This window comes from Bacillus sp. DE0042 (assembly GCF_007680225.1).
Classification (GTDB): domain Bacteria; phylum Bacillota; class Bacilli; order Bacillales; family Bacillaceae_G; genus Bacillus_A; species Bacillus_A wiedmannii.
Genome location: NZ_VEJP01000007.1, coordinates 52419 through 67004, shown reverse-complemented (window position 1 = coordinate 67004; position 14586 = coordinate 52419). Strand labels below are relative to the sequence as shown.

Annotated in this window: 13 protein-coding genes and 2 other annotated features; all 13 genes read left to right on the top strand. The window is 36.7% G+C overall.

The features are described 5' to 3' along the window. Positions 1–46 precede the first annotated feature (46 nt). The 13 genes from polA (at position 47) to rpmI (ending at position 14578) form a co-directional block, all read left to right on the top strand. Complete coding sequence (gene polA / locus FS802_RS22835; RefSeq protein WP_000412841.1) at positions 47–2680, top strand: DNA polymerase I; 2634 nt, start codon at positions 47–49, stop codon at positions 2678–2680. Positions 2681–2692: 12 nt separating this feature from the next. After that, entirely contained in the window at positions 2693–3523 is an 831-nt protein-coding gene (mutM, locus tag FS802_RS22830) for a DNA-formamidopyrimidine glycosylase (RefSeq protein WP_001114487.1), read from the top strand. A gap of 72 nt (positions 3524–3595) precedes the next feature. Continuing rightward, the gene (gene ytaF / locus FS802_RS22825) at positions 3596–4228 is read left to right on the top strand and encodes a sporulation membrane protein YtaF (RefSeq protein ID WP_000281739.1); all 633 of its coding nucleotides are present in this window, start codon (positions 3596–3598) and stop codon (positions 4226–4228) included. 53 nt (positions 4229–4281) lie between these two features. Next, complete coding sequence (gene coaE / locus FS802_RS22820) at positions 4282–4884, top strand: dephospho-CoA kinase (RefSeq protein WP_000219320.1); 603 nt, start codon at positions 4282–4284, stop codon at positions 4882–4884. Between the two features lie 109 nt (positions 4885–4993). Further along, positions 4994–6022 (top strand): glyceraldehyde-3-phosphate dehydrogenase, encoded by a 1029-nt coding sequence (locus tag FS802_RS22815; protein ID WP_098720319.1) that lies wholly within the window; start codon positions 4994–4996, stop codon positions 6020–6022. 387 nt (positions 6023–6409) lie between these two features. Next, positions 6410–6793, top strand: a complete 384-nt coding sequence (gene speD, locus FS802_RS22805; protein WP_002003660.1) for an adenosylmethionine decarboxylase — start codon at positions 6410–6412, stop codon at positions 6791–6793. A 268-nt stretch (positions 6794–7061) separates the two neighbouring features. Continuing rightward, positions 7062–7523 (top strand): transcriptional regulator NrdR, encoded by a 462-nt coding sequence (gene nrdR / locus FS802_RS22800; RefSeq protein WP_001203687.1) that lies wholly within the window; start codon positions 7062–7064, stop codon positions 7521–7523. A gap of 152 nt (positions 7524–7675) precedes the next feature. Continuing rightward, positions 7676–9082: a replication initiation and membrane attachment family protein gene (locus tag FS802_RS22795; protein WP_000415021.1), complete on the top strand. Its 1407-nt coding sequence runs from the start codon at positions 7676–7678 to the stop codon at positions 9080–9082. A gap of 33 nt (positions 9083–9115) precedes the next feature. After that, a complete protein-coding gene (dnaI, locus tag FS802_RS22790; RefSeq protein ID WP_000400116.1) occupies positions 9116–10054 on the top strand; it encodes a primosomal protein DnaI in 939 nt (312 codons plus the stop codon). Between the two features lie 277 nt (positions 10055–10331). Then, positions 10332–11213 carry a putative sporulation protein YtxC gene (gene ytxC, locus FS802_RS22785; protein ID WP_000569607.1) on the top strand — a complete coding sequence of 294 codons (882 nt, stop codon included), beginning with the start codon at positions 10332–10334 and terminating at the stop codon, positions 11211–11213. Positions 11214–11244: 31 nt separating this feature from the next. Further along, positions 11245–11474 (top strand) — a binding site (T-box leader). 47 nt (positions 11475–11521) lie between these two features. Continuing rightward, positions 11522–13459 (top strand): threonine--tRNA ligase, encoded by a 1938-nt coding sequence (gene thrS, locus FS802_RS22780; protein ID WP_000786074.1) that lies wholly within the window; start codon positions 11522–11524, stop codon positions 13457–13459. A gap of 210 nt (positions 13460–13669) precedes the next feature. Continuing rightward, positions 13670–13790, top strand: a sequence feature (ribosomal protein L20 leader region). 62 nt (positions 13791–13852) lie between these two features. Continuing rightward, positions 13853–14356: a translation initiation factor IF-3 gene (infC, locus tag FS802_RS22775; protein WP_000973214.1), complete on the top strand. Its 504-nt coding sequence runs from the start codon at positions 13853–13855 to the stop codon at positions 14354–14356. A 21-nt stretch (positions 14357–14377) separates the two neighbouring features. Continuing rightward, positions 14378–14578: a 50S ribosomal protein L35 gene (gene rpmI / locus FS802_RS22770; protein ID WP_001125946.1), complete on the top strand. Its 201-nt coding sequence runs from the start codon at positions 14378–14380 to the stop codon at positions 14576–14578. Positions 14579–14586: the final 8 nt, after the last annotated feature.

Here is a 14586-nt window from a genome sequence, read left to right as displayed (position 1 = left end):
TTCTGTGAAAAAAATCATTTCAAATTTGTATGGGGAGGTTTCTGGTTTGGAAAAAAAGGTCGTATTAGTAGATGGTAATAATATCGCGTATCGTGCTTTCTTTGCACTACCGCTTTTAAATAACGACAAAGGTATACATACGAACGCAATTTACGGTTTTACAATGATGTTAATGAGAATATTAGAGGAAGAAAAACCGACGCATATGTTAGTAGCGTTTGATGCGGGTAAAACGACATTCCGTCATAAAACGTATAGTGAGTATAAAGGAGGACGTCAAAAGACTCCACCTGAATTATCAGAGCAATTCCCGTTTATTCGTGAGATGCTTGATGCATTCAACGTACCGCGTTATGAATTAGAAAATTATGAAGCGGATGACATTATGGGGACGTTAGCGAAAGAAGCGAGTGAACAAGGGTTTCATGTAAAAGTTATTTCAGGAGATAAAGACTTACTGCAACTTGTTTCAGAGAATACACTCGTATGTATTCCTCGCAAAGGGATTACAGAAGTGGATGAATATACGAAAGAAGCTTTATTTGAGAAATACAGCTTATCACCAAAGCAAATTATCGATATGAAAGGTTTAATGGGAGACCAGTCAGATAATATTCCAGGTGTACCAGGAGTTGGTGAAAAAACTGCGATTAAATTGTTAACACAGTTTGAAACGGTCGAGGCAGTGTATGAAAATATAGATCAAGTAAGCGGGAAGAAATTAAAAGAAAAGCTAGAAGCAAATAAAGAGCAAGCTCTTATGAGTAAAGATCTTGCAACTATTATTACAGATGCACCGATTACAGTGCATGTGGATGATATGGAGTATAAAGGGTATGAAGCAAGTGATGTGACTCCAATGTTCGAGAATTTAGGATTTACATCCCTTTTAAATAAATTAGGTGTTACGCCAGAGGAAACGACTCCAGCTGAATTAGATGATATTACATTTGATATTGTGGAAGAAGTTACAGAAGAAATGCTTCAGCAAGATAGTGCGCTTATTGTTGAAGTACAAGAAGATAACTATCATAGAGCGGAAATTCAAGGTTTTGGTATTCAAAATGAAAATGGCTGTTACTTTATTCAAACAGACATTGCTCTTAAGTCAGACGCTTTTAAAGAGTGGCTTGCAGATGGAGAAATGAGAAAGCATACATTTGATGCGAAGCGCGCAATCGTTGCACTTAAATGGAACGGGATAGATATGCAAGGGATTGACTTTGATCTATTAATCGCTGCTTATTTACTTGACCCGGCTGATACGGATAAAGATTTCCGTACTGTAGCAAAAATGAAAGAAACACATGCTGTGAAATCTGATGAAGAAGTTTACGGAAAAGGTGCGAAGCGTGCTGTTCCAGAGCTAGAAGTAGTAGCGGAGCATGTAGCTCGTAAAGTGCACGTATTATATGATGTAAAGCAAACATTCGTGGAAGAGTTACAAAAGAATGAGCAATATGAACTGTTTACAGAGTTAGAATTACCACTTGCGCGTGTATTAGCTGATATGGAAGTAAAAGGTGTAAAAGTTGATACGGAGCGTCTTCGTAATATGGGAGAAGAACTTGCAGGTAGATTAAAGGAAATGGAACAGGAAATTTATAAGCTTGCGGGAACAGAATTTAATATTAATTCACCGAAGCAGCTTGGTGTTATTCTGTTTGAGAACTTAAACTTACCAGTTATTAAAAAGACGAAAACAGGCTATTCTACGTCAGCTGATGTACTAGAAAAGCTTATGGATCGCCATGAAATCATTCCAAACATTTTACATTATCGTCAATTAGGGAAACTAAATTCAACTTATATTGAAGGTTTATTAAAAGTTGTACATGAAGATTCATCTAAAATCCATACTCGTTTCAATCAAGTATTAACGCAAACAGGTCGATTAAGTTCAACGGATCCGAACTTGCAAAATATCCCGATTCGATTAGAAGAAGGAAGAAAGATTCGTCAGGCATTTGTTCCATCAGAAGAAGGATGGATTATGTACGCGGCAGATTATTCACAAATTGAACTTCGCGTATTAGCTCATATTGCAAATGATAAAGGGCTAGTTGAAGCGTTCCAACATGATATGGATATTCATACGAAAACAGCGATGGATGTATTTGGCGTTGAAAAAGATGAAGTAACTTCGAATATGAGACGACAAGCAAAAGCTGTTAATTTCGGAATTGTGTATGGTATTAGTGATTATGGTCTTTCACAAAACTTAGGAATTACAAGAAAAGCAGCAGCGGAATTTATTGAAAAGTATTTAGAAAGTTTCCCTGGTGTACAAGAATACATGAGTGACATCGTAAAAGATGCGAAACAAAAAGGATATGTGGCTACATTATTAAATCGCCGCCGTTATATTCCGGAAATTACGAGTCGTAATTTCAATTTACGTAGCTTTGCTGAGCGTACGGCTATGAATACACCAATTCAAGGGACTGCAGCAGATATTATTAAAAAAGCGATGATTATTATGGCAGACCGTCTAGAAGAAGAAGGATTACAGGCGCGTCTACTTCTGCAAGTACACGATGAATTGATATTTGAAGCGCCAAAAGAAGAAATTGAAAAATTAGAGAAGCTTGTACCAGAAGTAATGGAGCATGCAATTGAACTCGCAGTTCCGCTGAAAGTTGATTATTCTTACGGTCCAACTTGGTACGACGCAAAATAAGGAAGTGATGAAATGCCTGAATTACCAGAGGTTGAAAACGTCAGACGGACACTTGAAAATCTTGTGACAGGAAAAACAATTGAAGATGTTATTGTTACCTATCCAAAAATAGTAAAACGTCCGGATGATGCAGAAATCTTTAAAGAAATGCTAAGAGGCGAAAAGATTGAAAATATAAAGCGAAGAGGAAAGTTTTTGCTTTTATATGTAACGAATTATGTTATTGTTTCACATTTGCGTATGGAAGGTAAGTTTTTACTGCATCAAGAGGACGAGCCAATTGATAAGCATACACACGTCCGTTTCTTATTTACAGATGGAACTGAACTACATTATAAAGATGTGAGAAAGTTTGGTACGATGCATCTCTTTAAGAAAGGTGAAGAATTGAATCAAATGCCTCTTGCTGACTTAGGTCCGGAGCCGTTTGATGCTGAATTGACACCGCAGTATTTACAAGAAAGATTGCAAAAGACCAATCGTAAAATAAAAGTCGTATTATTAGACCAGCGTCTTTTAGTAGGGCTTGGAAATATATATGTAGATGAAGTTTTATTCCGTTCTCAAATTCATCCGGAACGAGAAGCTTCGTCTTTAACAGCAGAAGAAATTGAACGAATTTACGAGGCGACTGTTACAACGTTAGGTGAAGCAGTGAAGCGAGGCGGAAGTACAATTCGAACGTATATGAATTCGCAAGGGCAAATTGGCTCATTCCAAGAACTTCTAAATGTATACGGAAAAAAAGGAGAACCATGTGTGACTTGCGGTACGATATTAGAAAAAACAGTTGTTGGCGGAAGAGGAACGCATTACTGCCCGGTTTGTCAGCCGAGAATATAGAAAAGAGATAACATCGGATAGGCATTTGTCATATACATACAGCAGGGCTATGTATAAGGGAGGAGCTTACCGATGTACCTTTATTTATCTCTTATTTTATTAGCTTTTACATTAAGCTTAGATAGCTGTAGTGTAGGGCTAACATATGGTTTAAGAAGCGTAAGAATTCCACTAAGATCAATTATAATTATCGGAATGTGTTCAGCGGCTGTTATGCTTGTTTCAATGGGAATTGGACATATGATCGCGAAAATATTTTCACCTGTTATCGCAACGCGTATCGGTGGGCTTGTTCTTATTGGAATAGGAATTTGGGTATTATACCAATTTTTTCGAAGTGAGAAAAAAGAAGAACCAAAGCAAGAGGAGAAGGTTTGGAAATTAGAAATTGCTTCGCTCGGGCTAGTGATTCAAATTTTACGGAAACCGACTGTTGCAGATTTTGATAAATCAGGCACCATTTCTGCAGGAGAAGCATTGCTTCTTGGTATCGCTCTTTCTATAGATTCGTTTGGTGCTGGAATTGGTGCATCTTTATTAGGGTATGCGCCCGCTATGATGGCAATATTAGTTGCGGTTATGAGTTCTTTGTTTTTATTTATTGGAATGAAACTTGGAACGGTTTTATCAAATATGAAATGGTTACAAAAATTTACGTTCCTGCCTGGGGTATTACTCATTATTATTGGAATTTGGAAAATGTAAGTATGGGCGTGGAACATTAGTTTCGCGCCTTTTATATTGTGAGGAGGATTATGATGACAGTAGTAATTGGATTAACGGGAGGCATTGCAAGTGGAAAAAGTACAGTGTCTCAAATGTTTCGTGAACTGAGTATACCAGTTATTGATGCGGATATTATTGCAAGAGAAGTTGTAGAGCGAGGAAAACCAGCATATAACAAAATAGTAGAAGTGTTTGGAACGGAAGTATTACAAGAAGATGGAGAACTGGATCGGCCAAAATTAGGAAGTGTCGTTTTCTATAATGAAGAAAAACGATTGCAGTTAAATAAAATTGTTCATCCTGCAGTGCGTGAGGAAATGAATACACAAAAGGAAAAGTACATAAAGGAAGGTATGCAAGCGGTTGTGTTAGATATACCTCTCTTATTTGAAAGTAAATTAACAAGTCTCGTGGACCGCGTTTTAGTTGTAGCGGTTAAGCCGCATACACAATTAAAACGTTTAATGAAACGAAATAATTTTTCAGAAGAAGAAGCAACAGCTCGTATTCAATCTCAAATGCCGTTAGAAGAAAAAGTGAAGAATGCAGATGAAGTGATAAATAATGATGGCACAATTATGGGAACGAAAACACAATTACAGGTGATTTTAAAGAATTGGAACATTATTGACTAAAAAATTGTGAAATTAATGAAAATGCTTAGTGACATATCCCCTTTTTGTGTTATACTATTATTGGGATTGGAGATAAATAGTATAACGCATTCAAGGGGGATAACATATTATGACTCGTGTGGCAATTAATGGATTTGGACGTATTGGGAGAATGGTATTTCGTCAGGCAATAAAAGAAAGCGCATTCAAAATTGTAGCAATCAATGCAAGCTATCCATCTGAAACGTTAGCACATTTAATTAAATATGATACAGTTCACGGCAAGTTTGACGGAACAGTAGAAGCATTTGAAGATCACTTATTAGTTGATGGAAAAATGATTCGCCTTTTAAACAACCGCGATCCAAAGGAATTGCCTTGGACAGATTTAGGTGTTGAAGTTGTAATTGAAGCAACTGGTAAATTTAATTCGAAAGAAAAAGCAATTCTTCATGTTGAAGCTGGAGCGAAAAAAGTTATTTTAACAGCGCCTGGTAAGAATGAAGATGTAACAATTGTAGTTGGTGTGAACGAAGACCAATTAGATATTACAAAACATACTGTTATTTCAAATGCATCTTGCACAACAAACTGTTTAGCGCCTGTTGTTAAGGTGTTAGATGAGCAGTTTGGAATTGAAAACGGTTTAATGACAACTGTTCACGCTTATACAAATGACCAAAAAAATATTGATAACCCACATAAAGATTTAAGAAGAGCACGTGCTTGCGGACAATCAATCATTCCGACAACGACAGGTGCTGCGAAAGCGCTTGCAAAAGTTCTTCCGCACTTAAACGGAAAACTTCATGGTATGGCACTTCGTGTACCAACACCAAACGTGTCTCTTGTTGACTTAGTAGTAGATGTAAAGCGTGATGTGACAGTTGAAGCTATTAATGAAGCATTCAAAACTGTTGCAAACGGTGCGTTAAAAGGCATTGTAGAATTCAGCGAAGAGCCTTTAGTATCTATTGACTTTAATACAAATACACACTCAGCTATTATTGATGGTTTATCTACAATGGTAATGGGTGATCGTAAAGTGAAAGTACTTGCTTGGTATGATAACGAGTGGGGCTACTCTCGTCGTGTTGTAGATCTTGTAACGTTAGTTGTTGACGAATTAGCGAAACAAAAAAATGTGCAACATATTTAAGTGAATAAGGGAGAGGGCAAGTGAATATTTGCCCTCTTTTTTTATTTTTTTCTGAAAAGGAAAAAAATTATATAAGTATATTTTTGAAAGTGGACATACCACGAAACGTTGTGATTACTGTATTTGTGAATCGTTTATTTTTTTTAGGGAAAAGTAAAGAGGAAAATATGACAGAAAATCGAAAAAACTGTTGTTGCAAAATGAAAATAAACAAAGTATACTAACACTCGTAAACTTAAGAGCTGAGGTACGTAGTCACTACTTAAAGGGTTAGGACCTCTCTGGACTAACTTTCCCCCGTGGTAGTGGAGCAAGCCAAATTGCAAATTAGTTTTCAATTCGAACAGTTAGAATAAATTTACAAGGGGGAACTGTAGAATGGATACTATGGATACGATGGGTCGTCACGTAATCGCTGAACTTTGGGATTGCGATTTCGACAAGCTTAATGACATGCCGTATATTGAACAATTATTTGTGGATGCAGCACTGAGAGCTGGTGCTGAAGTGCGTGAGGTTGCTTTCCATAAATTTGCACCACAAGGTGTAAGTGGAGTAGTAATTATCTCGGAATCACATTTAACAATTCATAGCTTTCCGGAGCACGGTTACGCAAGTATTGATGTTTATACTTGTGGGGATCGTATTGATCCAAATGTTGCTGCAGAATATATTGCAGAAGGTTTAAACGCGAAAACGCGTGAGAGCATCGAGCTTCCTCGAGGCACTGGTAGCTTCGAAATTAAGCAGAGAGAAACAAAAGCTCTTTAAAAAAGAACATAATTGATTTAAAATGTAAAGAGGTGTATAATGCACCTCTTTTTTAGTTTATAAAAAAGGAAAAATATAACGTACTCGTTAGTGAGATAAATTGAGCCACTCCATCTACCATCTTATTTTTGAAAACGAGATGATAAAATAATGTGTTTAAACTTAAAGTGGTAAGAGAGTTAGAATGAGTTATATAATATTGTATATATATTGTCAGATGAAGTAAGTAGAGAAAAAATAAAGAGTATAGTGTAAAGGAGTGAATATATTGCGTTGTCCATCCTGTTCTCATAATGGTACAAGAGTGTTAGATTCGCGTCCGGTAGACGAGGGGCGCTCTATTCGAAGAAGGAGAGAGTGTGAAAGCTGTTTAAGTCGCTTTACGACATTTGAAAGAGTAGAAGAGTCACCTCTTATCGTTGTAAAAAAAGAAGGTACACGAGAAGAGTTTAATAAAGAAAAGATTTTGCGCGGCTTAATTAAAGCTTGCGAAAAAAGGCCAGTATCTTTAAGACAATTAGAAGAAGTAACTCAAAGTGTGGAACGTGAACTTCGTAATTTAGGTATATCAGAAGTGAAAAGTGATATGATTGGTGAAATTGTTATGGAAGAACTGCGTGATATTGATGATGTTGCTTACGTGCGTTTTGCTTCTGTATATCGCCAATTTAAAGATTTAAATGTATTTATTGAAGAATTAAAAGATATACTGCAAAAAGAAAGAGAGTAGAAGTTGTATTTTATTCTCTTTACATACCGTAAGTAATGAGATAAGAGAGCTAGAAGCGAAAGCTAATAGCTCTTTTTCGCTAAGCAATTATATAATGAAGATAGAACGAATGAAGTAGAGGATAGATTGGATGAGAGAAAGGAAAAGCAAGAATGGAAAAACAGTCATGGATGGAGCTATTGCCAATTGATCGTTATAAAGTAAGTGCGAAAGGGTTACTGCATAATTACGACCGAAAAGTGTTAACGATGTTGTATCAGCCGTTAATAGGTAGTAGAGCTTTTAGCTTGTACATGACGCTATGGGGAGAGTTAGAGCAAGATCGTGTGTTTGGAAAAGAGAATACACATCATTCCCTTATGGTGACCATGCAAATGCAGCTTCCCGAAATATATGAGGAACGAGTAAAGTTAGAAGCAATTGGGCTTTTGAAAGTATATATTAAGAAAGAAAAAGATATTCGAATGTTTATATACGAATTGCAACCACCTTTATCTCCGAAGCAGTTTTTTGATGATATTGTGTTAAGCATCTTTTTATACAATCGATTGAGTCGGACAAAATATAATCAAGTAAAGCAATATTTCTTAGAAGAAGAATTTGATTTTGCTTCTTATGAAAATGTTACGCGTTCTTTCAATGATGTGTTTGGTTCGTTTAATCCAGGACAGCTTGAGCATGCGCAAGAAGATCTTCGTATTCCAAAAACGACAGCTATGCCAAGTAACGAGAAGGGAGACGCTCCAAAAGTTTGGAATGATTTCTTTGATTTCTCCTTATTTGTAGATGGCTTGTCCGCTCTTGTCCCTAAAAAGGCGATTACAGATCAAGTGCGAGAATGTGTCATTACACTTGCTTACGTGTACGATGTAGATGTGTTATCGATGCAAAATATCGTTCTTGGTACGGTGACAGAGATGCAGACAATTGATATCGAAAGGCTTAGAAAAGGAGCACGTGATTGGTATCAGTTCGAAAATGGTCAAGCGTTACCTGTATTAAGTGAAAGAGTACAACCTCACGCTGCACGTATGATGGAAGGGAAAGAGCCTTCTACGCAAGAAGAAATGTTAATAAAACAGTTAGAGGAAATCTCACCAAAACAACTATTAAAAGAAATCTCTGGTGGTGCAGAGGCGACAAAGGCTGACTTGCAGATCATTGAAGATGTAATGATCAATCAAAAATTAACGCCAGGTGTTGTGAATGTACTTATTTATTACGTTATGCTACGCTCAGATATGAAGCTTGCGAAAACGTATGTGGAGAAAATTGCTGGGCATTGGGCACGTAAAAAGGTCGGTACAGTAGCTGAAGCAATGGCGTTAGCGAAAGAAGAAAATCGTCAATATCAAGAATGGGCTGAGACGAAGAAAAAAGGCCGTACGTCGAAGAAAACGATAAGAAAAGAAATGGTACCAGATTGGCTGAAAGAAGAGCCGAAAGAACAAGAGAAAGAAACAGTGAAGAAAGATGTAAGTAAGAAAAAAGATGCAAGTACGTTAGATGATGAACGAAAACGACTAGAAGAAGTGTTAAAAAAATATAAGCGTGATTAATAGAAGAGAATGAACGCTCTTTGAGGTGAGAAAATGGAGCATATTCAAAATTCATTTGCAAAGTTAATGGAAAATAAAAATTTTAAAAATAGATATGAAGTATTAAAGGCGGAAGTAATGGCACATCCGCGTGTGAAAGAATTTATAGACGAACATCAAGGTGAAGTAACAACTTCTATGATTGAGCGCAGCCTTGTGAAGTTATACGAATATATTGGACAAAGTGTAGGTTGCGTAGATTGTCCGGATTTAGGTTCGTGTAAAAACATGCTGCAAGGATATGAGCCAAAGCTCGTTATCCAAGGGAAAATGATTGATATTCAATACGATCGTTGCGTTAGAAAAGTAGCATATGACGAGAGAAAGAAATATGAAAAGCTCGTTCAAAGTGTATATATGCCAACTGACATTTTACAGGCAACGATGGAAAACTTAGATCCTTCAGATTTAGATGCGCGTATTGATGCAATTGGTGCTGCTAATGAATTTTTAAGTACATATGAACCTGGTAAAAAAGTACAAGGTTTATATTTGTACGGTAAATTTGGTGTAGGGAAAACGTATTTGTTAGGAGCAATGGCGAATGAGCTTGCTCAAAAGAAAATAAGTTCGATGCTCGTATACTTTCCTGAATTTCTACGTGAAATTAAAAGTTCGATTCAAGATAATTCGATTGGGGAAAAGATTGATGCGGTGAAACGCGTACAAGTTTTAATGCTAGATGATATCGGAGCAGAAGCGATGTCAAGCTTTGTGCGTGACGATGTGCTTGGCGCAATTTTGCAATTCCGTATGTTAGAAAACTTACCGACGTTCTTTACGTCTAACTTTGATTTCAAGGAATTGGAACATCATTTAACGTATACACAGCGTGGTGAAGCAGAACAAATGAAAGCAGCACGTATTATGGAACGAATTAAATATTTAGCGAAGCCAATTCCGATTGGCGGGAAAAACCGACGTCATAAGTAAAGAGTAAGCTGAAAAGCTTGCTCTTTTTTCGTTTTGAACACTTTTCAGAATAGGTGAATTGTAAAACGAAAAACTTCTTATAGAAAATTCATTGTAGCTTGTATCATTTTTTTCTCCCTCCCTTAATATATATAAAATTAGCAAGCCATATTGAGTGGATTTTCTAACGATAGGAAATGTAATTCTACTAAGAGTGAACTTCCACGGGACGGACTCTTATAGGATTTGTAACGTATAGATACAATCCTTTAGAGCAGGGATAAAAGGGGGGACAAAAGTGATTGAAATTTGCTTCGAAGAAAAAAATGATGCTATGCATGTATATAGACAACTATTGAAAAGAGCGGAACTGTTATATAAGGAAACGAGTGTGTATTTAGAGGAACAAAAAGTGGTGATTCATATACCAGTATGTGAATCGAATTATATTGAAAAGATTTTATTGCCGGTAATGGTATATTTCATTGTGAATGTAAAGCAAAATGAGTGGATTTATACAATCTTAAAAGAGAAGTTTTTTTATGAAGAAGAGGAAGAGTGTCATCAAATATTGCATATGGCACAAGAGATTTTAAAGGGAAGAAGAAAAGAGATTGCTCGAGAATTAACACGTCACACATTTGAATCATATATTAAATCCTCTTTAAATAACTGGCTTTGTGATCCGCTTTCGTTCTCGTTTTCATCATATGTTCGTTTTCGCCTTCGTACATATAGGGAAATGGTAGCTAAGCTTGCTGAAGTGTCGATTGATGAGTATAAGTTGGAACAAGAATATCAAATGTTTATTGAGACGCTAAGGCAACAAGTGCGTAGCCGAAAATCACGTTTGTCCTGTGTGCATCTTATTTTTGATGAAAGCTTTATTTTCTATGATGATAAAGGTAGACGTTTAAAACAGGAGAAATTGGTCCAATATATAGATGAGGAATTATTGAAGCAAAAGGATGTATATATTGATACGAAAGTAATTGCACCACTTCTTTCTATTTCGCCGAAAAAAATTTATTTATATACGAAAGAACAAGACCATAATATGATTATTACTTTGCGAAATGTATTTCAAGAACGGGTCCAATTACATGGATTACATGAGTTTGAGCGCAATGTGAAAAATTTAAAAAATAAAGGTAACGCCCTTGATTTTCTAAGTTTTTGAGCATATAATTACCTACATAAATGAAATATATTGAAATGTCATGATGAGGACATGAGTAGTTTTCTACGATTTTCAGAGAGGGAAGCCTTAGGGTGTGAGCTTCCTAGTACGGGATTATTACTTACCACCTCTAAACTTTAGCAGTGAACGGTTTTTCCTAGTAATTGCTAACGGACAACACCGTTATGTTGAACTTGAGCAATTAACAATAATGTTAATTGGAACAAGGGTGGAACCACGAATTCAACACTCGTCCCTTTTTACGGGATGAGTGTTTTTTATTTTGAAAAAAAGAGGAGTGACCAGTGATGGCAGATGTAGTTAAAATTACTTTCCCTGATGGAGCTGTGAAGGAGTTTCCAAAAGGCGTAACAACTGAAGAAATCGCAGCTTCTATTAGCCCAGGCTTAAAGAAAAAAGCTGTGGCTGGAAAATTAAACGATGAGATGATTGATCTTGTTACACCAATCGAAGAAGATGGTGCAGTTTCTATTATTACATTAGATTCTGAAGATGGCTTATACATTTTACGCCATTCAACAGCCCACCTATTAGCACAAGCGTTAAAACGTTTATATAAAGATGCTAAGCTTGAGCTTGGCATTGGTCCAGTAATTGAAAATGGCTTCTACTACGATATTGATATGGAAGAAGCAATTACAGTTGAAGACTTCAAGAAAATCGAAAAAGAAATGCAAAAAATTGTGAACGAGAACTTAGAAATCGTTCGTCATGAAGTGCCACGTGCAGAAGCACTTCGTCGCTTTGAAGAAATCGGCGATGAGTTAAAATTAGATTTAATTAACGATCTTCCAGAAGATGCAGTTATTTCAATCTATGAGCAAGGCGAATTCTTCGACCTTTGCCGTGGTGTTCACCTTCCATCTACAGGGAAAATTAAAGTATTTAAATTATTAAGCGTTGCAGGTGCTTACTGGCGCGGCGATAGCAATAATAAAATGCTACAACGTATTTACGGTACTGCATTCGTTAAGAAAGCAGAATTAGATGAGCACTTACGTATGCTTGAAGAAGCGAAAGAGCGCGATCACCGTAAATTAGGTAAAGAATTAAAACTATTTACTAATAGCCAAAAAGTAGGACAAGGTTTACCACTTTGGTTACCAAAAGGTGCAACTATCCGCCGCATTATCGAGCGTTACATCGTTGATAAAGAAGCAAGCTTAGGCTATGATCACGTATACACTCCAGTACTAGGAAGCAGAGAGCTTTATGAAACTTCTGGTCACTGGAATCACTACCGTGATGGTATGTTCCCATCAATGGAAATGGATAATGAAGAGTTAGTTCTTCGTCCGATGAACTGCCCTCACCACATGATGGTTTATAAAAATGATATTCACAGCTACCGTGAATTACCAATCCGTATTGCGGAACTTGGAACAATGCACCGCTATGAAATGTCTGGAGCATTATCTGGATTACAACGTGTACGCGGAATGACTTTAAACGATGCGCACATTTTCGTTCGCCCAGATCAAATTAAAGAAGAGTTAAAACGTGTTGTAAACTTAACTCTAGAAGTGTACAAAGATTTCGGTTTAGAGAACTATTCATTCCGTCTATCTTATCGTGACCCAGCTGATACTAAAAAGTACTATGCTGATGATGAAATGTGGGAAAAAGCACAAGGTATGTTAAAAGAAGCTATGGATGAAATGGGTCTTGATTACTATGAAGCTGAAGGTGAAGCGGCATTCTACGGTCCAAAACTTGACGTTCAAGTTCGTACTGCTCTTGGAAAAGACGAAACACTTTCAACTGTACAATTAGACTTCTTACTTCCAGAACGCTTTGAATTATCTTACGTTGGTGAAGACGGTAAACAACATCGTCCAGTTGTAATTCACCGTGGTGTTGTATCAACTATGGAACGTTTCGTAGCCTTCTTAATTGAAGAATACAAAGGTGCATTCCCAACTTGGTTAGCTCCAGTTCAAGCGCAAGTAATTCCAGTTTCTCCGCAAGTACATTTAGACTATGCGAAGAAAGTACAAGATGAATTACGTCGTGCTGGTATCCGTGTTGAATTAGATACTCGTGAAGAGAAAATTGGTTACAAAATCCGTGAAGCACAAATGCAAAAAATTCCGTACATGCTTGTAGTAGGTGACAATGAAGTAACTGAAAACGGCGTAAACGTACGTAAATATGGTGAACAAAAATCAGAAACAATTGCATTAGATGCTTTTGTTGATATGATTAAAGTAGAAGGAAAACGATAAGACAAAGCCGCGGTATACCGCGGCTTTCGTATGTATTATAAAAAAGAAAAACTAGAAAAAATAACCAAACTATACTTATCATAAAAAAGTATTGCAAGTATGTTAGTTGTTTGTTACAATATTTCTTGTTGTTAGTAAAACACATCGCGTCTTCTTGACAGACGTCATGTCCTATGATAAACTCATCAAGGATAATAGAATATTGTTTTGTGGAACAAGTAGAAGCACCCGCTTCTCACCTGATGGACGCATTCGCAGTTTACAGGTAAATGTATTTCTTACTTAAGAATTTACAAGTGTGGGTGTCGTATGCCCGCACTTTTTTTGTCGGGTTCTATGACTACAAAAGATGTTCTGAAAAAACCTTGGAGGTGGCTTACTATTAGCAAGGATATGATGATTAACGAGCAAATTCGTGCACGTGAAGTACGTTTAGTTGGTGCAAATGGCGATCAACTTGGAATCAAGTCTCGTAATGACGCTTTAGACTTAGCTGCAAATCTTAATCTTGATTTAGTATTAGTTGCTCCAAATGCGAAACCGCCAGTATGCCGCATTATGGACTACGGTAAATTCCGCTTTGAGCAACAGAAGAAAGAAAAAGAACAGCGCAAAAATCAAAAAGTAATTAGCATGAAAGAAGTTCGTTTAAGTCCAACAATTGATGAACACGACTTTAACACAAAACTTCGTAATGCTATCAAGTTTTTAGAGAAAGGCGACAAGGTTAAAGCGTCAATTCGCTTTAAAGGACGTGCCATTACTCATAAAGAAATCGGTCAACGTGTTTTAGATCGCTTCTCAGAAGCTTGTGCTGAAGTTAGTACAATTGAATCTAAGCCTAAAATGGAAGGACGTAGTATGTTCTTAGTTTTAGCACCGAAAAACGATAAGTAATAGATAGAGGAGGAAATACCTATGCCTAAACAAAAAACTCATCGCGGCTCTGCAAAGCGTTTCAAAAAGACTGGATCAGGTAAACTGAAACGTTCTCACGCTTACACAAGCCATTTATTCGCTAACAAATCTACAAAAGCTAAACGTAAACTACGTAAAGCTGGTGTAGTAAGCGCTGGTGACTTCAAACGCATTCGTCAAATGCTTGACAACTTAAAATAAGTTCGGCT